At 45.4% G+C, this 18631-nt stretch carries 17 protein-coding genes, 2 tRNA genes, 2 pseudogenes and 1 riboswitch; of the genes and pseudogenes, 8 read left to right on the forward strand and 13 right to left on the reverse strand.

Features of this window, described 5'->3' with window-relative positions:
* Nucleotides 1-35: 35 nt before the first annotated feature.
* On the reverse strand, nucleotides 36-257 hold the full coding sequence (locus tag BLS15_RS15070; RefSeq protein WP_021252111.1) for an alpha/beta-type small acid-soluble spore protein: 222 nt from the start codon (nucleotides 255-257) through the stop codon (nucleotides 36-38).
* Between the two features lie 127 nt (nucleotides 258-384).
* Between BLS15_RS15070 and nrdR the strand changes: the two genes are divergently transcribed.
* Nucleotides 385-864: a transcriptional regulator NrdR gene (nrdR, locus tag BLS15_RS15075; RefSeq protein WP_090512312.1), complete on the forward strand. Its 480-nt coding sequence runs from the start codon at nucleotides 385-387 to the stop codon at nucleotides 862-864.
* 228 nt (nucleotides 865-1092) lie between these two features.
* Here nrdR and BLS15_RS15080 read toward each other — a convergent pair whose 3' ends face one another.
* The 9 genes from BLS15_RS15080 to BLS15_RS15120 all read right to left on the reverse strand — a co-directional run bounded on the left by BLS15_RS15080 (nucleotide 1093) and on the right by BLS15_RS15120 (nucleotide 8373).
* The gene (locus tag BLS15_RS15080) at nucleotides 1093-1380 is read right to left on the reverse strand and encodes a hypothetical protein (protein ID WP_021252109.1); all 288 of its coding nucleotides are present in this window, start codon (nucleotides 1378-1380) and stop codon (nucleotides 1093-1095) included.
* A gap of 87 nt (nucleotides 1381-1467) precedes the next feature.
* Nucleotides 1468-2289, reverse strand: a complete 822-nt coding sequence (locus BLS15_RS15085) for an energy-coupling factor transporter transmembrane component T family protein (RefSeq protein ID WP_321163048.1) — start codon at nucleotides 2287-2289, stop codon at nucleotides 1468-1470.
* Nucleotides 2240-4117: an ABC transporter ATP-binding protein gene (locus BLS15_RS15090; RefSeq protein WP_090512316.1), complete on the reverse strand. Its 1878-nt coding sequence runs from the start codon at nucleotides 4115-4117 to the stop codon at nucleotides 2240-2242. The genes BLS15_RS15085 and BLS15_RS15090 overlap by 50 nt, the downstream gene beginning before the upstream one ends.
* 1 nt (nucleotide 4118) lies before the next feature.
* Nucleotides 4119-4694 (reverse strand): ECF transporter S component, encoded by a 576-nt coding sequence (locus BLS15_RS15095; protein WP_090512320.1) that lies wholly within the window; start codon nucleotides 4692-4694, stop codon nucleotides 4119-4121.
* An 85-nt stretch (nucleotides 4695-4779) separates the two neighbouring features.
* On the reverse strand, nucleotides 4780-5373 hold the full coding sequence (locus tag BLS15_RS15100) for a YkoF family thiamine/hydroxymethylpyrimidine-binding protein (protein ID WP_090512325.1): 594 nt from the start codon (nucleotides 5371-5373) through the stop codon (nucleotides 4780-4782).
* A gap of 145 nt (nucleotides 5374-5518) precedes the next feature.
* A riboswitch (TPP riboswitch) is annotated at nucleotides 5519-5625 on the reverse strand.
* Nucleotides 5626-5818: 193 nt separating this feature from the next.
* The gene (locus BLS15_RS15105; RefSeq protein WP_302848148.1) at nucleotides 5819-6094 is read right to left on the reverse strand and encodes a sensor histidine kinase; all 276 of its coding nucleotides are present in this window, start codon (nucleotides 6092-6094) and stop codon (nucleotides 5819-5821) included.
* Between the two features lie 24 nt (nucleotides 6095-6118).
* A tRNA-Lys gene (locus BLS15_RS15110) sits at nucleotides 6119-6194 on the reverse strand.
* Nucleotides 6195-6517: 323 nt separating this feature from the next.
* Entirely contained in the window at nucleotides 6518-7333 is an 816-nt protein-coding gene (locus BLS15_RS15115) for an ABC transporter permease (RefSeq protein WP_021252101.1), read from the reverse strand.
* Nucleotides 7330-8373, reverse strand: a complete 1044-nt coding sequence (locus BLS15_RS15120; protein WP_021252100.1) for a daunorubicin resistance protein DrrA family ABC transporter ATP-binding protein — start codon at nucleotides 8371-8373, stop codon at nucleotides 7330-7332. The genes BLS15_RS15115 and BLS15_RS15120 overlap by 4 nt, the downstream gene beginning before the upstream one ends.
* Nucleotides 8374-9229: 856 nt before the next feature.
* Here BLS15_RS15120 and BLS15_RS15125 point away from each other — a divergent pair.
* From BLS15_RS15125 to BLS15_RS15145, 6 genes and pseudogenes are all read left to right on the forward strand, one after another.
* A tRNA-Ala gene (locus BLS15_RS15125) sits at nucleotides 9230-9305 on the forward strand.
* A gap of 888 nt (nucleotides 9306-10193) precedes the next feature.
* Nucleotides 10194-10364, forward strand: coding sequence for a GNAT family N-acetyltransferase (locus tag BLS15_RS29990; RefSeq protein ID WP_368087125.1), 171 nt, complete (start codon nucleotides 10194-10196; stop codon nucleotides 10362-10364).
* 89 nt (nucleotides 10365-10453) lie between these two features.
* Nucleotides 10454-11524 carry a DUF3810 domain-containing protein gene (locus tag BLS15_RS15130; RefSeq protein ID WP_028533829.1) on the forward strand — a complete coding sequence of 357 codons (1071 nt, stop codon included), beginning with the start codon at nucleotides 10454-10456 and terminating at the stop codon, nucleotides 11522-11524.
* Nucleotides 11525-11531: 7 nt separating this feature from the next.
* Nucleotides 11532-11750 (forward strand): annotated as a pseudogene (locus BLS15_RS29995) (thioesterase); the annotation flags it as partial.
* Nucleotides 11751-11958: 208 nt separating this feature from the next.
* Nucleotides 11959-12672 carry a copper amine oxidase N-terminal domain-containing protein gene (locus BLS15_RS15140; protein ID WP_021253303.1) on the forward strand — a complete coding sequence of 238 codons (714 nt, stop codon included), beginning with the start codon at nucleotides 11959-11961 and terminating at the stop codon, nucleotides 12670-12672.
* 472 nt (nucleotides 12673-13144) lie between these two features.
* On the forward strand, nucleotides 13145-14407 hold the full coding sequence (locus BLS15_RS15145; RefSeq protein ID WP_231515226.1) for a P1 family peptidase: 1263 nt from the start codon (nucleotides 13145-13147) through the stop codon (nucleotides 14405-14407).
* Between the two features lie 176 nt (nucleotides 14408-14583).
* On the opposite strand, the gene BLS15_RS15150 is transcribed toward BLS15_RS15145, so the two are convergent.
* The 3 genes and pseudogenes from BLS15_RS15150 to BLS15_RS15160 all read right to left on the reverse strand — a co-directional run bounded on the left by BLS15_RS15150 (nucleotide 14584) and on the right by BLS15_RS15160 (nucleotide 16930).
* Nucleotides 14584-14796: a hypothetical protein gene (locus tag BLS15_RS15150; protein WP_021253301.1), complete on the reverse strand. Its 213-nt coding sequence runs from the start codon at nucleotides 14794-14796 to the stop codon at nucleotides 14584-14586.
* A gap of 129 nt (nucleotides 14797-14925) precedes the next feature.
* Nucleotides 14926-15213: pseudogene (locus BLS15_RS30000) on the reverse strand (hypothetical protein); the annotation flags it as partial.
* A 1186-nt stretch (nucleotides 15214-16399) separates the two neighbouring features.
* The gene (locus tag BLS15_RS15160) at nucleotides 16400-16930 is read right to left on the reverse strand and encodes a tetratricopeptide repeat protein (RefSeq protein ID WP_028533830.1); all 531 of its coding nucleotides are present in this window, start codon (nucleotides 16928-16930) and stop codon (nucleotides 16400-16402) included.
* A gap of 292 nt (nucleotides 16931-17222) precedes the next feature.
* Here BLS15_RS15160 and BLS15_RS15165 point away from each other — a divergent pair, with 292 nt between their 5' ends.
* Nucleotides 17223-18566 (forward strand): phenylacetate--CoA ligase family protein, encoded by a 1344-nt coding sequence (locus BLS15_RS15165; protein WP_090512329.1) that lies wholly within the window; start codon nucleotides 17223-17225, stop codon nucleotides 18564-18566.
* Nucleotides 18567-18631: the final 65 nt, after the last annotated feature.

The following is an 18631-nucleotide window of genomic DNA, read 5'->3' on the forward strand; positions in this document are numbered from 1 at the left end:
GTTATCGCGCATGATGTCCGACGCTTCTTCCGTCATTATTTGTATTGACCTGCAAGAGATTGTTCAGCGATTTGGACAAGGCGCTTCGTGATGTAACCCCCGATAGAACCCGTGTCACGAGTTGCCATGTTGCCATAGTATCCGTCAGATGGGATGGCAATGCCCAACTCTTGTGCGATCTCGAACTTCATTTGTTCAAGAGCTGCTGTCGCTTGAGGTACGACCAAGTTGTTGCTGGAACGATTGTTTTGGCTCATTTGATTCACCTCCTTGCGGTTGGTAATTGTATTGTGTGCATTCTTTCAAAGATCATTACAGGTAACCACTGGTAACTTTTTAAAAAGTGAATTGTGATAACATCAAGAGTAGAACGGAGGAACGAAAATGAAGTGTCCTTATTGTGACCACTTAGGAACAAAGGTACTTGATTCTCGTCCAGCGAACGACAATAAGTCTATTCGCCGCAGGCGGGAGTGCGAGCTGTGCAGCAGACGCTTTACTACATTCGAGATGGTGGAGGAGACTCCGCTCATCGTTATTAAGAAGGATGGAAGCAGGGAAGAGTTCAGTAGGGATAAGATGCTGCGCGGACTTATTCGTGCCTGTGAGAAGCGTCCCGTATCTGTGGAACGGCTGGAGATGATTGCTTCGGAGGTCGAGAAGCAGCTGCGCGATACCGCCTATGCGGAGGTAGACAGCCGTGTCATCGGTGATTTCGTCATGGAGCAGCTCTATCCAGTAGATGAAGTTGCTTATGTGCGGTTCGCATCGGTCTATCGTCAGTTCAAGGATATCAGCATGTTTATGAAGGAACTGAATCATCTTCTGTCGAAGAACGCCCTTGGCGAACACTCAGATAAATAATTCAAATGAGAACCTCTTAAGCAGTAATCTGCTTGAGGGGTTCTTTGTATTTTGTCGATCAATCAATTGTAGTGTGGGTTATAAATAACTGCAGATCTACATTGCAGACGACTTTCCATCGTAGCGGGCATTTTCCCCGTTTTGAGGAGCTGGAGCGTTATCTCGAATTGTTCGTGAGTTTGTCGTGCAAATAAAAACTCCCTCAAACATTTGAGGGAGAATAGGTCGTTAAAAAATAATTCGTCTACGGGTATCAAGCAGCACGATAGCAAGGAGATCGAAGAGCACCAACGGCAAGATGAAAGGGAAAAATGAAGTGTGTACTTTTCCCGCATGCTTTACGGAGTTGACCTTTAAGTACACTCTCTTTTTATCTACTTTCACGATGGTGCCTGTATATATGTTACCGTTTTTGGCCTTTATCTTTACGAATTTTTTCAAGAACTTTACACTTTTGGAGTAATGGGGGGATAACGTCTTAGACGTGATCTTCTTAGGCGTGATTTTTTTAGGCATAGAAAGACCTCCTTTTCGCATAATAGCGGAACATACAATGTGCTTAGATATGTTATGCATGATGTACGAAAAGGGTGTCATAATGTGTCACAATTGTCCTTGATACCATTGTACGAACCCAAGTTTCCAGGATACGTAGTAGCATAACGCGATTCCGCCTAGCAGAAGGAAGAGTAAGGCCCAATCCTTCCATGTAACTCGAAGCTTCACATAATAAGCTCTTCCACGTCGGCCTGTGAATCCCTTCGATATCATGGCGGCAGCTACACGCTCCGACTTGCGGATAGCTGAAGCAAGCAGTGGAATTGCATGACGCTTCCATGCCCGCAGCTTGCTCTTCCAGCCACGCTCCCGTTCTATGCCTCGCATGCGGTGGGCATCCTGTATGATGCGCAGTTCTTCCTTGAAGAAGGGTAGGAAGCGATAGCCTGCCAGAATACCGTATGCCCACTTGGGCGACAGCTTGCACTGCTGCATCAGGCTCAGCATGAAGCGAACAGGATCTGTCGTCAAGATGAAGATGAGCGACAAGGCGGAGAAGATAAGCACTCTGAGTCCGAGTGATACCGCCTGCTGGAACGTGGCCTCTGTAATGATGAACGACCCCCACTGCCATAGAATGGCACTTGAAGCGGGATCGGCAGAACGCGGGAAGACGAGAGCCGTCCACACGTAGCCGATGCCCATAATGAGGAAGGGGCAGAAGCTAAGCAGCCATTTACGCCATGATATGTTCCCTAATAGGAATGTAAATAGAACGATGTAGACAAGTGCTGCAAGCGGTGTAACCGGATCGAATGTCAACGACAGCATAATAACCGCTATAATGATCGCAAGCCCCTTAATGCTTGGATTCCAATCACGGAGTATCAGGATGATCTCCTCCTTCGATACCTGTAGTCTGTACAAGTAAGCGAGATGTCACCGCGAAGTTCATCGGCATACGTAGATGACACTTCTCCACGAGCTCAGGGTGCTCCTTCCACAGCTTGGAAGGGCTGCCGTCAAACTGTATGCAACCTTCATCTAGCACAATAATTCGGTCGGCATAGGTCTGAACCCACTCCATATCATGCGTGATCATCAGGACAGTTGCGCCTGCTTGGGTTCGTGCTTGCAGGGTGTCCATCAGCTGCTTGGATGTATAAGCGTCTTGTCCATATGTCGGCTCATCGCATAACAATAGCTGTTGGCTGTCGGTAAGAACGGAAGCGACACTAAGTCTTCGCTTCTGTCCTTGGCTGATGGAGAAGGGATTGGCATTGGCCACCTTGTTCAAGCGGAAGCGTGTCAAGGCTTCTCCAACATGCTGCTGTACTTCTTCTTCGCTCAGAAGCTGCAAGCGCATCCCGAATGCAAGTTCATCGAACACGGTATCAGTAATGAACTGATGCTCTGGATTCTGGAATACATATCCGATGAAGGCTCTCAGCTCCCGCTCTGCATATCGATGAAGAGGCATGCCATTCAGAATGATTTGACCTTCATCCGGCTGTGTCAATCCAGATAAGAGGGAGGCGAGGGTAGATTTCCCAGCTCCGTTTGGACCAACAAGTGCTACCCATTCCCCTGAATGCAGAGTAAGGGACACGTGATCGAGGATTACTCTCCCTTTACGCCAATAGACAAGGTTGTGCGCTTGCAAGACTTCCTCAGGTTTTCGTGGGGAACCGTTCGATTGAGCTGATGTTAGGATGCGCATCACATCCTGCTGTGCGAATTTAGGGAGCGACAGCAGCAGCTTCAAGAGATCCTCGTCTGTGAGTGCAGGGTCCGCGGCTGTGAGACGCTGACGAACGAACTGATCATCATAATTGCTGAAATCGCTAATATTGCTACTATCGTCATCGTTGTTGCCATCGCTACTGTTGCTGCGATTAAACCGCTCACGGATGAATTGCTGCAGTTCCAGCGCTTGCGGGAGCCAGATACCACGTGACTTGGCTTCAGCTGCATGATGCTTGAAGTAAGAGGCAGGAAGCCCGTCAAAGACGAGAGCTCCATCCTCATCCATCACGAGCAGGCGATTCGCCATGCCGATCCAATCGTCCAATTGGTGCTCAATGATGAGCAGAGCCATCCCTTCCTTGCGTGCCAGTTCTGAAATGAGTACAGCAAATTGATGTCTTGTATACGGATCGAGATTCGATGTGGGCTCATCCAATACAAGCATGTGCACGCGAAGGGCTAGAGCGCAGGCGAGAGCCAGCTTCTGCTTCATGCCTCCCGATAGTTCGTGAATATACGCATGACGCCATGCGAGCAATCCTACCTTTTCTAATACCTCTTGAATCATGGATTCCATCTCAGTTCGAGGACAATCCCGATTTTCTAGGCAAAAGGCTATTTCCTCTTCTACACGCAGCATACAGAACTGACTTTCGAAATCTTGAAATACAATTCCGATATGCTGGGCCGCTGCACCGGAATCGTACTGTTCGATTGGCTTGCCGTACACGAGGACACTGCCTTCAACTAGACTGTCTATTGCATGTGGATATAGCCCGGTAAGGCAAAAGGCTAGCGAGCTCTTGCCACAGCCACTTGGGCCCAACAGCAGAACGGTTTCCCCCTCATGCAGGGTGACATTGATGTTGGATAAGACAGGCTTGCCTTCGGTCTCGAAGGCGAGTGTCAGATCAGTGGCTTCCAGTGCAATAAGAGCTCCATGCTCGGCGTCACGTTGTAAGGTCGATTGTGCTGGGTGATTGGGAATGAGAAGCGCTGGGCTTGCCATGTTATCGCTGCCCCTTTGCAATTGGGAAGCTTCTAAGAACTCCTGTATTGGCCAAGGCGTCCGCAATCCATTTGCCAAGCAGACCCGAGAGGAGTGCGCCACTTATACAGCGAACGACGAACATCGCGAGGATGAGACCAACAGAGTAGGCCGCATAACCGTTGCGGAAATACCCCCACGCGAAGCTGAATACAGCGGAGCCCACCCCAGCCTCCATAAGCACTTTGGTTGAATAATTCCGATATCTTGTAGCGGCAAATACGGCTTCGGCACCCAAACCTTGAATTAGGGCGGATACAATCAAAATAGGCCCTACGGCGTTGCCGATTAATACCTCAATCAGTCCAGCGACTGTCTCAGAAATGACGGCAGCCCCGGGCTTGCGGATAATATAGGTAGCGATGATCGATACGATAAACCAAATGCCGAAGATGACTTCATATCCCATCGGCCCCATAAAGCCAACAAGCACATTGCCTAATTGCAAGAAGAGCAGATAAATGACGGCAAACACAACAGATAATGAACTGAGAACGACAATATCTCGTAATTTCCATTGGCTGTTTCGCGAATTCATGAACATTCCTCTTTTCTTAGAACGATGATCGGATGAGTCCGTTTGGTTTGTAATTTGCATTTTGGAAATTCTTTATCTTCAGCTGCTACCTTGTGGAAGGGCTGTTGGCTGACATCGTAGTTGTCATCACTACATGGGACTTGTCTGATTTTCTCGCCCGATTAAACGCGTTCTTAAGTGTAGTAAATACTCGCTGTGCATCTCCTTCTAAGCGGCTTGCATAATGAGCGCTCTCATCGAAAGTGCCTTCTTCCTTAGCAAGGCCAATGATCTCATAGATCGTATCCATGTAATCTGCCGTTCCGAGCGGGTAGAGCGCAAAATGAGCAGCGACCTTGAGAGGAATCGCTTGATACCGTTCCGCATTCATTCGAATTTCGTCCGTATTCATGAAGGCATCTCCTTGTGTGTCGCCCGGACAGCCAACAGAGAAGGTAGCATTCAGCACAACATGTTCTCCACTTGCCGCGCTATGTAAAAAGATTGACTGAACGACATCGAATACGTGTTCACTGCGCCCACGAACCCAGGTGCTGACATCATCGGTATGGCACCATACCTTAGACATGTCTGTGTCTCGCAACGCTCCCAAAATAAGGTCAACGAAGCGATCGCTCATCGGATAGATAGAAAAGCGACAACCAACGATGCGGCTCGTACCGCAAGATAACTGACTCATAACTTATATCCTCCCTGACGAATCAATATGTGGTCAGCAGACAACAAAAAAACTGCACCGTGAGTCGGTGCAGTTACGCTTGAGGATACAAGGGTATGACATGGCTTCATGCAATGACGAACATGACGAAGCCGCAGCTTATATCAATCAGTCGACTACACTTCCCCACGCTAGTATTATCTAGTTCGGGTTGTAAGGGTTAACAGCGTTGCCGCTGTCTCTCAGCTTGTTACAGCACCCCTAGTGTTCGAAATTCACTATGCAGTTTCCATCGTTCATATGCTTGACAGCTTTCATTATACACGGGATGATCCGTTTGTAAAGGGTGTAACACCAAAAGGAATACTTCAAACTGGAGCTTAATATTGCAATGGGCTAGATCCGGGCATGCAAACGATCCGTGGTATCGAAGCCTGAAGGTGATGCCCGACATCATGAAGGAACTCTAGTCCTCCGTAATAGTCAACGTGATTTGAAACAAGGTATGGTAACACTGATCCTGCGTTAGTTCAATCGTGCCATCATGGAGCGTTATGATTTTTTTGCAAATGGCGAGACCTAAGCCTGTACTGTCTTTAATCGGGCCATCGCCGCGGATGAATTCTTCGAAAATATGTTCCTTGATCGGCTCCTGAACGCCGATACCATTGTCTCCGACTGATAGAATAACGTTACCTTTTTGCCGTTCAAAAATGAAGAGGATGCAACAAAAAAACGGCATTCTCTGCCGTTTTGATCACATAATTGGTGGGTTCTGAGGGGTTCGAACCCTCGACCTGATGATTAAGAGTCAACTGCTCTACCAACTGAGCTAAGAACCCGTATGATAACTGGGTTCAAGGGGGATTGCTGCATCCCGATTGAACGAAGCTGTTGTGAAATGCCTTGTTCCTTAACACCCCTTAAGTATAGACCTCTACAGGCGATTCGTAAAATAGAATTAAGGGGGTTATCCGTGGATATTCAAGGATATTCCCTTCTCTGCTAAGGGTGTAGCATGACTCTGTTAGGAATACTTCCATTTCCCGTATCATGCGATAAGGAGCAGGGATTTAGTTCTCTACTCCTTACCGTACATGTTTACATTTGGGTGTTAAGATGTTTTTTCAGTTACCGAAATTGTTGAGGGCTGCTTATTTGAAATTTAGGTGCGGCGCATATACGCGCGGACGGTGAGTGGGGCAAAGATGGCTACAATGACCATAGCGCACAGGAGAGTGAGGCCAAATTCAATGCCGATCGTGCCTTGATTGGCGAGCTCACGAACAGCACTTACTAAATGGGTGATTGGGTTTATATTAGCAAACCATTGAAGCCAATCTGGCATCGTATTGACCGGTACGTACGCATTAGAGAGAAAGGTGAGCGGGAACAGCACCATCATGGCAATCCCTTGTACGCTAGCTGCTGTACGAGCAATGACGCCGAAGAAAGCAAAAATCCAGCTGACTGCCCAGGAGCATGCAATGACAAGCAAGCCGGCGATTGCGACATAACCTAGGCCTCCGGCTGGGTGATAGCCCATTAAGTAGCCCATCACGAAGGTGAGTACGGTTGCAATGGCAAAGCGGATCGTATCTGCCAGAAGGGCTCCCGCCAAAGGCGCAATACGCGCGATCGGAAGGGACTTGAAGCGGTCGAATACGCCCTTATCCATATCTTCACGCAATTGGACACCAGTGGCGACGGCACTCGTGATGACCGTCTGGACAAGAATGCCGGGGATAATGATTGGTAAGTAATCATGTACATTTCCTGAGATTGCTCCGCCAAATATATAGGTGAACATGAGGGTAAACAAAATGGGCTGAATGGTTACATCGAACAATTGCTCGGGGGTACGCTTTATTTTGAGCAGCCCACGATAGGCCATTGTCATTGAATTACGTAGTGACTGACCGAAGCTGGCATAGTTTTTTAACTGCTGGTGTGGGCTCTTATTTACAGTTGCATTACTCATACTCGTGCCTCCTCTCTAACGTTCGTAAGTTCAGTATTGTGGATCGCGTTCGTGTTCTCTATAGCACCCGACGAGCTGTTCCCGGTGATGGTTAGAAATACTTCGTCAAGTGTAGGTTTTTGTACACTGATTTCGGCAAGTCGAATTTCTTGGTTGCGAAAAGCGATCAACAGGTCTGTTACTTGGTCGGCGTCGGCCATCGGTGCAGTAATAGTTCCAGCTTCGGCGGTTACATTGGAGCGGACTTGAAGTACTTGCTCTACGATTGCACGCGCATCGGCGATATCTTTTTCATGTTGAAGTCTTAAATGCAGCGACGACGTTCCAACGGAAGCCTTAAGTTCATCCACGGTGCCTTCTGCGACAACTTGGCCTCGGTCGATAACCGCGATACGATCTGCCAACTGATCGGCTTCATCGAGGTATTGTGTGGTGAGGAGCACGGTTGAGCCTGTGTCGACTAAACGGCGAATCGTATCCCACATCTGTGAGCGGGTACGCGGATCCAGCCCTGTTGTCGGTTCATCCAAAAAAATGAGCGGAGGCTGAGCAATGAGGCTCGCAGCCAAATCCAGCCTGCGTCGCATACCACCGGAGAAGTTCTTGAGCGGCCGCTTGGCTGCCTCTGACAAGCCAAATTCCTCTAACAAGTCAGCAGCCTTGCGCCGTGCCTCAGCACGACCTAGACCGAGCAGCCGCGAGAAGATAATGAGGTTCTCAGTCGCGCTTAAAGACTCGTCAACCGATGCGTATTGTCCTGTGACCCCAATTAATTGACGGACGATATGGGATTCCTTCACGACATCGTGTCCGAAGATCCGTGCCTCGCCAGCATCCTGACGCAATAAAGTAGCTAACATTCGAATCGTCGTCGTTTTCCCTGCTCCATTTGGACCCAGCACGCCGTATATCGAACCAGCTCGAACGTTCAAGTCTACGCCATCGACAGCGCGATTATCTCCGAATGTTTTGACGAGCCCACGGGCTTGAACGGCCCATTCATTGCTGCTCGAACCTGCTATGTTGAAATTATTGTTCATTTCCATTTCTCCTTACTTAAAGATGGAATGTTTGCACTTGTTTTCAGTCTATTTGCATTGTAAAAGTAATTTACAGCCTGTTAAACCTTCTGTGGAATGGTTTTCCAGTCAGTCTGTAGACCGATAAACAACGGCGTAAGATGAAGCCTTGTTATGAGCACAAAGAAACACGCCTAACCAACAGCGTGTTATCTAGGATAAATGTTATTCAATAAAGATGTAGATAATGAATGGAATAGTGTGCTTGTGTTCGGTATATGCTTGATACGAGCGTATGTCCGAGAATGATGTTTGCAATGATGATATGATCATTTTGGAGGAGGTATGAATAGAAGCCGGGAAGAATGTGAAAATCCTAAGTAACCCCATACATGGGCGAGTGAGATTATAGAAGCAGGAAGCCCTAGCAGCAGTAATCTGGACGTATCGATTTTCCGAGTTTCCTTGTCGCGAGATGAACCATTCAAGAGGCTTAATCCTAGTAATCCTAGAAGTGCTCCTATGCCTCCAAAACAACCAATTGGATTGACGATGATGTAGACGAAGTTATACTCAAGGGTGTGCTTCGAGGGGGTAAGAAAAGGGGATATCTTCGTTAGAGAATACAATGATATCCATTTCAATCAATTGATAATGAAATCGATGTAACAAAAAAACACGACTCAACGGATTATCTACTTTGAACGGTTTAATAAAAGAGAAAGATAAATCGAGAAAAAAGAAGAAATGATGTCTAATTGCTTCATATTGCTATAAAATTGTTGAAAAGAAGAAGAAAATAACCTGCCAAGTCCGATAATAGGAATTTGCAGGAAATTGCACAGAGGTAGTATAATGGTTTGGCATACAAAAATATGGGGCCATAGCTCAGCTGGGAGAGCGCTTCGCTGGCAGCGAAGAGGTCAGGGGTTCGATCCCCCTTGGCTCCACCAAATAAATAATAAATGCAGCTGATTGGCTGCTTTTTTTATTATGGTGGATTGCAAAAGGGGGCGAACCCCGGGGGTCGTCCGCGCGCAAGGAGCCAAAGGCGAGAGAGCACGGCGTCCCATTCTACCTCTAAGGTAGTCATCGTTGAGTGAGCTTCGCCAGCAAGAATAATCAGGAATGGGACATCCCGTAAAGGATGGAGTGAGGATTGCGAGCGTAATCACCTTGGCTCCACCAAATAAATAATAAATGCAGCTGATTGGCTGCTTTTTTATTATGGTGGATTGCAAAAGGGGGCGAACCCCGGGTTCGTCCGCGCGCAAGGAGCCAAAGGGGAGAGAGCACGGCGTCCCATTCTACCTCTAAGGTAGTCATCGTTGAGTGAGCTTCGACAGCAAGAATAATCAGGAATGGGACATCCCGTAAAGGATGGAGCGAGGATTGCGAGCGTAATCACCTTGGCTCCACCAAATATATTAATAAATGCAGCCGATTGGCTGCTTTTTTTATTATGGTGGATTGCAAAAGGGGGAGAACCTCGGGGGTCGTCCGCGCGCAAGGAGCCAAAGGCGAGAGAGCACGGCGTCCCATTCCACCTCTAAGGTAGTCTAACTACTTGATGATAAAGAGAAGGAATGGTACTCTAGGATGAAAATCGCGATAATTATACATAGTATGTAGCAACGTACATTAAGATGGAAGGGGCTATTATGTATGAAATTTATTCGATTAACAAGTGCTGACGGCATGTTTTTTAGGGAAGCGATGGACTTATATGGGATGAGTTTTCCTCAGCACGAGCAGTGAATATTAGATGATCAAATTATAGTTTTAAATAATTCAGCACATCATTGCGTAGTGATTATAGAAGACGATGAGTTATTGGGCTGATATTTTACTGGAGTACGGAACGATTTTCATACATTGAACATTTTGCAATTAATCCAAATATGAGAGGGAATAATCTAGGATCGCGCTGCTTACAAGAATTTATAGAAGCGCACGGAAATGTGATTTTAGAAATTGATCCACCGAAAGATCCTATTTCAAAAGTATATTGAAATAAAGAAATGATATTACTATGCGTACATACTACACTAATTTGATAGGAGGATGTGTTATCAAAAAGCTTTTACTTAAGAGATTGCCATTGATCTCACTTGGAGTTATGGCTTATATACTGACAAAATACGCGCAGAACCATCAGGATTGGGCAGAAAAATACAGTAGGTCTGTATATCCGATATTGTCAAAAACAGTAGAATTTGTACCTTCTTGGGTTAAATTTTCTGTTAGTGAATGGCTCGTAGTGTTGGTTGTGTTACTTTTGCTATTTTATATAGGTTATTATGTGCGCAAGGTTATCATGAGTAAAGGTGCACGTAGGATGGTAGTTTATCGTGGTACTCTAGGAATAGTTGCAATCTGTAGCGTGATATATTTTTGCTATACTGTTTTGGGTGGAATAAACTATCACAGATATTCTTTTTTGTCTTATACCGAATATAAAGAAGAGAACTACAGCAAGGAGGAACTGGTCAAATTGAGTAAGTCGCTTGCCGTTGAAATGGAATTGGCAAGGGAAAAGTTAGAGGATACTGATCTTTTGGCTCAAGTACCAGAGGTTTTTGATTATTATGCACAACACGCAGTGCTGTCGATGCAAATGTTATCAAAGAAATATCCTGTTTTGGAGCATTCTTTATATTCAACACCAAAACCAGTGGTGATGTCAAAACTAATGTCGCGTGCAGGGATACACGGTATTTTTGTCCCTTTTACTTTTGAATCCAATATTAATGTTAATGTGCCAGTTTTCTTAGTGCCTGCTACTATGGCACATGAATTGGCACATCAGAGTGGTTTTATGCATGAGGATGAGGCAAATTTTATAGCTTATCTGGCATGTAAGCAGCAGGATGATCCAATGATACTCTACAGTGGTTTTTTTCTAGCGTTTGATTATTCTATATCAGCACTAAAGAAAGTTGATTCAGATCAGGCGTCTGATATAATGTCCAGTCTGTCCAAGGCGGTGCAGCATGACATAGTACAAAATGAACAGTATCGGGATAAGTATGAGGGTGTTATTTCGAGTATTTCAAGAATTGTAAATGACTTATATCTGAAGGCGAATAATCAGACAGACGGTTTGAATAGCTATAGTGGTATGGTAAATTTGTTGCTGGCAGAGCAACGAGGAATAGAGAAGTATCATTAAATAAAGTATAGATATTATTAGGAGTGAAATAAACAAAATAAAAGTATTTCCCATTCCATATGCTGGAGCGTCGGTAAATGTATATTGTGAATGGAAAAAACTACTGCCGGATAGATATGAATTGTGTATATGTGAATTGGCTGGAAGAGGAACTCGATTCACAGAGCCTTGCTACCAGTCTGTTGGTGAAGCAAGTGAAGATATCGCAAAAAGAATAAGTGAACAACATCCATTAATACTAAATCTTCTAAATGCTCTGCCATATTAGGATATTTTGCAGCTATTATACGAACTGAAACGAAGGAACTGGAGTACAAGGACTACGTTATAATAAACGTCCTGAAAACGATGATCGATAAAGATGTAATTTATCAATAAGTGTGATAAGATCATTCTGGGAATTCCGTCCAATAATATATTGTAGGAGGTTTAAAATGAAGAAAAAGCAGGTCATTGTTTTATCACTTGTTTTTGCTCTTACCTCTTTGTTAATTGGGGGAGCATTTGCTAGTGGGAAAATTTCAATTGTTGTAAACGGTCGAACAGTACCTACTGACGTTTCGCCTCGCAATGTTGATGGAAGAGTCATGGTTCCTATTAGTACGATTTCTAAGGCATTAGGTGCTGATGTGACTTGGGATTCTAAAAAACAAACAGTAATTATTAATCAGAAAAGCGGAACTTCAGTTTCTACTCCTGATCTATGGAATGAAAAATTAAATCTGACTGGGGGAGAATGGGCAGACATCGTATCTTTGATTAATAAGTATTTCGTTACATATGATTCAAGGGATGAAGAAGCTTGGAAAAAAACAATAGCCTCTAGTTACTTGAATAACGGTTCAATCGAACTACCAGGAGGAGGAGTATATCCTTCCATTCTAGAGTTGAAAATAGTAGATGCTAAAAAAATAGTAGATGCTAAAAGAAAAGGGGAAGGTAGGAGCGATGGAGACCAATACAAAGTACGTGTAAAAATAGTTCATTACATGAACTTATCCACACCATTTGTGGCTGAATGGGACTTTGATGTAGCTCCATATATGAGCAAGGGATACCTGATAGATTATGCAAACATAATCAGTGATACCCAATTAAAGAATTATACCGTTTTCCCTGGTTTAACATTCCAAGATGTTTCTGAATAAATATTATATTTATGATATGTAATGAAGCCCATAGCTTATCGGGGAATTTCCTATAAGCTATGGGTTTTCCTTTTTTTTAGCGTACTTTTTCTAGTTATTTCTTACATATTTGGAGCATTTCGCCGCAATGTACAAACTAAAGATCGGCATCAATTTGCATCGTTTGGGATTAGTCCGAAAGATCGTTATGTTGCCGCGCATCGAGTAATTAACAGTGAATTAACAAGAATCGTATGAGGATGACTTCTCATAATTTCTATAAACTTCAATTTCAGCAGTTTCCTGCTAATGTCGCTATTAGTTGATTCGAAGCAGTATATTCGGGCCCGAAACCGAGTCATTCCACCTGAAAAGGTGGATTTTTTGGTTTTTATCAGAGCACGTTTGTCATCCCAAACATATTATTTATAGATGAATGTCATTAGATGAGGCTTTAAGCAGTACTATTCTACATGAAATCGGAGTTGAAAAAATGGATAGAAAAAAAACAAAATTGACCGCGAAAATCATAAAGCCAGAGGATGCACGGCATGATGAGAAGCACAGGAACGCAGACAAAGCTATTCGAACGGCGAAATATTGGGGTTATCCAGTTCGAATGAGGAATTCAGGGATTTACCGAGGCAAAGGAGTACCAGAAAAAAGCAATAAAATTTTTTTCAATAATGAGAAGAATTCCGTAAAGAAAGTATATCAAGACGATCACAGCATACTTAATCATCCGATTGGACCGAGTGCCAACCGATTAATTGGTCAGGGGACAAAAGTTCATGCCAAAGGGAGTATTACTGATGTTCCGGGTATCCTAGTGGGGCACGCAGAGGATAGAAGCGGTCGTACTGGTTGCACGGTTATTTTGTACCCTGAAGGTGCAGTTCCCGGCGTGGATGTCAGAGGCGGTTATCCGGGTACGGAACAGACAGATGCGATTAAACCCGGAACTTCAACGGATCTTATACAGGGGGTTCTTCTTACAGGCGGCAGCAACTTCGGTCTTGCGGCAACAGCAGGTGTCGTGAACTGGCTTGCAGAGCATGGGTATGGTACCCCGACAGATGTTGGACCGCTCCCTACTGTGCCTGCGGCTGTTATTTTTGACCTTTATTATGCGAAAGGCTCCCGCAGGCCTGATGCACAGTTGGGCTACAAGGCAGCACAAGCTGCGAAGTCCGGTGCCGTGGCGCAGGGCAGTGTTGGTGCTGGAGCGGGTGCGACGGTAGGGAAAATCTACGGTACGCCGATGAAGGGCGGAGTTGGAACCGCCTCTTGGCAAATCCCGGGCGGTCCTATAGTAGCCGCTATTGTAGTCGTCAATGCGCTTGGAGATATTTGGAATAATAATCATATCATAGCCGGGGCGCTCGAGCCTGATGGTAAATTCGTTAACCAAACTAGGGCAATTCTTGAAGGAATACCACCAATGCCGATCTCGACCCGGAGCAGAAGCACAACCATCGCTGTCATCGCAACCACTGCAAAACTAGACAAAGCCGAGGCTGGGAGGGTTGCGACACTCGCCCATGACGGAATGGCGCGGGCGATTTCCCCGGTGCATATTCAAGGTGATGGGGACACTGTATTCTGCATAGCTACCGGAACCGATACTAGCGGGCTTATTGGTAATGCCGCCGTGACCGCAGTCGGCACCGTCGCAGCGGTGGTGCTTGAACAGGCCATCGTCAGAGGAGTAAAGGCAGCCCAAGCAGAAATTAAACATCAACAAAGTAAGAAGTGAAATGAGGTTTCGATCACTTCCAAACTATTCGTTCAAACAGCAAAAATGGGCTGAGGACAAGATCCTCAACCCATTTTGTCAACAACCCCTTCTAGACATGGGACTATTTACGTAAAATTCCTATCACTCTTATCTATTAGTGCATCATTTAGGGAATTCCATGTGATTCAAGTTAACTACTTATCCTGATTAAGTTGAGCTCGCAACACGTCTTGGCCTGTTGCAATGGCACCGTCCCTAAGGGCAGTTACGATTCTCCCCAAAACAATATCAACAGGTTGGTTTTCGTCATTTACTGCATCTAGAAGATGTTTGCCGAAGTTGTTAGCGCCGCTTTTTAAAGCAGAATCAAGGAAACCCTTGAAAAATTCTTTGTGTTTATCAGACATGTATCTCACCCCCTTCCGATAATACGGGTATCCCCCTGAGGTATAGTCTGATGGGGATTCGACTTCCTGCTAACGTCGACCAACTAACATCAGGAGTGGTTTAGAAGGAGAGATATTTCTTTTCTTTTTCTAAGGCCATTTCTTGCACTCAGCTATTTGGCTTTTTCTTTCGCGCGTCTTTTTGCACGATCCTTTGCACGATCCTTTGCACGATCCTTCGCGCGTTCTTTCGCGCGTTCTTTCGCGCGTTCTTTCGCGCGTTCTTTCGCACGTTCCTTCGCACGTTCCTTCGCACGTTCCTTCGCACGTTCTTTCACACGTTTTTTCACGCGTTCTTTCACACGTTTTTTCACGCGTTCTTTCACACGTTTCTTCGCACGTTCCTTCGCACGTTCCTTCGCACGTTCTTTCGCACGTTCTTTCGCACGTTCCTCCGCACGTTCTTCCACATGCTCGTTCACACGTTCTTCCACATGCTCATTCACACGTTCTTCCGCATGCTCCTTCGCACGTTCTTCTACATGCTCATTCGCACGTTCTTCCACATGTTCCTTCGCATGCTCCTTCTCATGTTCCTTCGCGCGTTCTTCCGCGCGTTCTTTCGCGCGTTCTTCCGCGCGTTCTTTCGCGCGTTCTTCCGCGCGTTCTTTCGCCCGTTCTCTCGCGCGTTCTTCCGCCCGTTCTTTTGCCCGTTCTTTTGCCCGTTCTTCTGCCCGTTCTTTCGCACGTTTTTTCGCGCGTTCTTCCGCCTTTTCTTTCGCTTTTTCATACTCCTTATCATTACCAAACCAAGAAAGGAGGGCGTTGCCTACAGTTCGAGTAGCTTCAATCAAGATGGAAGAAGGGCCTTTGTTTGGTATTTTTTCAACTGCTGGTTTTCCTTCTAGCTCTTGCAGCTTTTGCTTGGATAGCTGCTTCCATGCCGAATTTTGTGTTTGACTCTCCAATTTTCTAAAATACGTAGCCGCGTCTTGGTTCTGGCCTATCTTAATGCAAGCCTCACCGAGTTCATAGATGAGTTCCAATTGTTTTTCAGTGTCAAGCGTGTCAGATGGTGTATTGAGGACGTGGGTGAAATCTTCAATCACCGTCTTCGTCCGATGGAAGTACTGCTCTGGGAGATTGTAAGAGGACTTGCCGCGAAGCAGTCGGATCGTACTGTCGTGTGGGTCGGCGGCTACCGCATTGTCGAGCATTTTCAATCCCTGTTTTGACCATTTCAATTTATCAGATGCCTCTGTTTTATCTCTTGCAATCAATATCATGGTGCTGCCATAGTAAGCACCAACAAGAGGATGATCTGGATCATCGACGTGCAGCTGTTCTAAAATCTGATGTGCTTCTTGAACAGCAGCCGCACTCCCAGCTACGCCATCCAGATACAGTTGGATAGCTAGGGTGAGTCTTTCATTGAACGGGTCAGACGGAGTAGACACCTGATCTGACACGGAATTTAGAACAGATTCGGTCAATGAAGCATGATCATCGCTCGATGTTGAAGTCTCATTTAAGTCTGAGCCTTCCATATCGCTGGGATTAAGGTTTGTCACTCAATTCATCCTCTCTGTACTCATGCATGAACACATTGCTCGCTTGCATGATTCTAATCATCTTTTTTCTTTGGATACATGGAGGCAAGACGCTGTGAGACTTCATTCGCCTTGGCGGGATTGCCGCTATTTTGGTAGGCTTTGCTCAGCTTTCGAAGTACTCTTCTGACTTGATTGTGGGTAAGGTAATTTGAATCTTGTTGATAACGGTCAAGGAGGAATGTGAAGTCCTCGATCGCTATTCTCGAAGAATAGAAATAAGACTCCGGCAGATGCAGGCAGACACTTCCGCGTAAGAGGCGAATTTCTTTTTCGTTGGGATCCATTTCTACTGCTTGATTCAATACCTCTAAACTCTCGAGTGCTTTTTCTTCTTTCTCAACAAGTTTGACGGCATCACGTGATAAGAGGGCTAATGAACTACCGTAATAGGCTTCAATAAGCGCATGATGAGGCTGGGTCTCACGGAGCCTTAAAAGCTTCTCATGCGCTCTTTTCGCTGCCTGTTTGTCTCCATCAACTCCATCTTGAAGAAGCTTTTTTACGATCTTGAATTGTTTTTCAGGAGTGCTGTCAGATGACATGTATGCCTAACCTCCAATTTGCTTCGCCATTCATTTGAAAGTCGAGTCCCTCTACGCCAACAACTCATGATTTCGAAGGTTATATAATTGCTACGATATGCGAGTCCCTACTGCATTGATTGGATGAAAAAATCAGTTTTCAGAAGATATACAGTTGTCCGAGTCAAGGGTGACATTGCCTGCATTTCATATAAGGATGACTTGGAGGGATGGGGAGTACAAAAAACATTGAGAGAATGCTAGACGAATAACATGCCGCAGGTGTGGACTGAAAATGGTTAGGAGGATTTTTATGAAAGCACAAACCCATAAAATGAAGGTAACCGTGGACGAACATACATCCCATCTAGAACAATTCAAAGCATTTTTCACGAAATTGGATGAGGATGGAAGCACCATTGAGAAGCTGCCTCGGCAAAAAATCGAAGAGTATCAGTTACAAGCAATTAACGCCACGCTTGCTCATGTTTGGGACCACAATGAATATTATCGTTCAAAGCTGGAAGAAGCAGGCTTTACAGTGCCGGAGATTGAAAGCCTGAAGCAATTAACAAATGTACCGCTATTGAATAAAGACGTCATTCGAGGCGATAAGCAGAAGATCTTATGTGTAGACCCGAAAGAAATCGGGCAGGTTCACCTTACGAGCGGTACTTCGGGAAAGCCTATTTATACCTCGTACTCGTTAGCTGATCAGTATGTCTATGATTTGCTGCCGAAATATTTGGAATTGTTTAAGGAAACGGATGTTGATGTGGTAGCCGTCGCCTTGCCTTATGAATTTGCTCTGCCTGGTCTTGGGTTTCAGCGGTTGTTTCAGTTTGCATTTGGAACGGCAGTACTGTCACTTGGCAAAGGCGGTTACATGGCTCCCGTCGATAAGTCATTAGAATTGATGAAGGAGTTCCAAGCTACCGTTCTGACTACGACGCCCTCTTATGCGGCGCTTTTGGCTGAAGAAAGCGAGCGCTTCGGTATCAAAATCGGAGAAGACATACGATTGAAAAAAATAGTGCTTACAGGTGAAGGCTGCTCCTATAAATTCCGTGAGCGTTTGGAAAAATGGTGGGGATGCGAAGTATCCTTCTTCTACGGATCGACCGAGTGCGGCGTCGTTGCGGTCGAATGCAGTGAGCACAAAGGTTATCACGTGATGGAGGGACATGTAAAAGTCGAAATTATTAATCCAGTTACGCGGGAAAAGCTACCTTACGGCAAGACGGGAGAAATCGTGGTAACGACGCTGTTGCGCGAGGCCATGCCAATGGTGCGTTATCGCAGTGGGGACATCGGATATCTACAGAAATCCAAATGTGATTGTGGTCTCACGATGGACGTCCTTCATTTGAGAGGAAGAATGGAGAGTATGATTCGATTGGGGGATGAGGACTACTCACCGTTCCTATTAGAACAATTTTTGATGGAAATTCCAGATGTGGGTATGTGGTATCACTTCAAATTGAATCAGGGATCATTCAAGATTGAAGCCGAACCGTTTCGGACGGAATTAACAGATGAGCAATTGGCAACGAAAATCCGGAAGCATATGACGGATCGAATCGGCATTGATTGCGAAGTGGAAATCAGACATGATATTCCTCGGACTTTTGGCAAAGCAACGCGAATATTCACGTAAGACAGCTAGGAGCATGGGGCCAAGGATTCGCATTAACCATCCTGAAGCGCCGTGTTACGCCGAGA

The organism is Paenibacillus sp. cl6col (assembly GCF_900102125.1).
Taxonomy (GTDB): Bacteria; Bacillota; Bacilli; order Paenibacillales; family Paenibacillaceae; genus Paenibacillus_B; species Paenibacillus_B suaedae.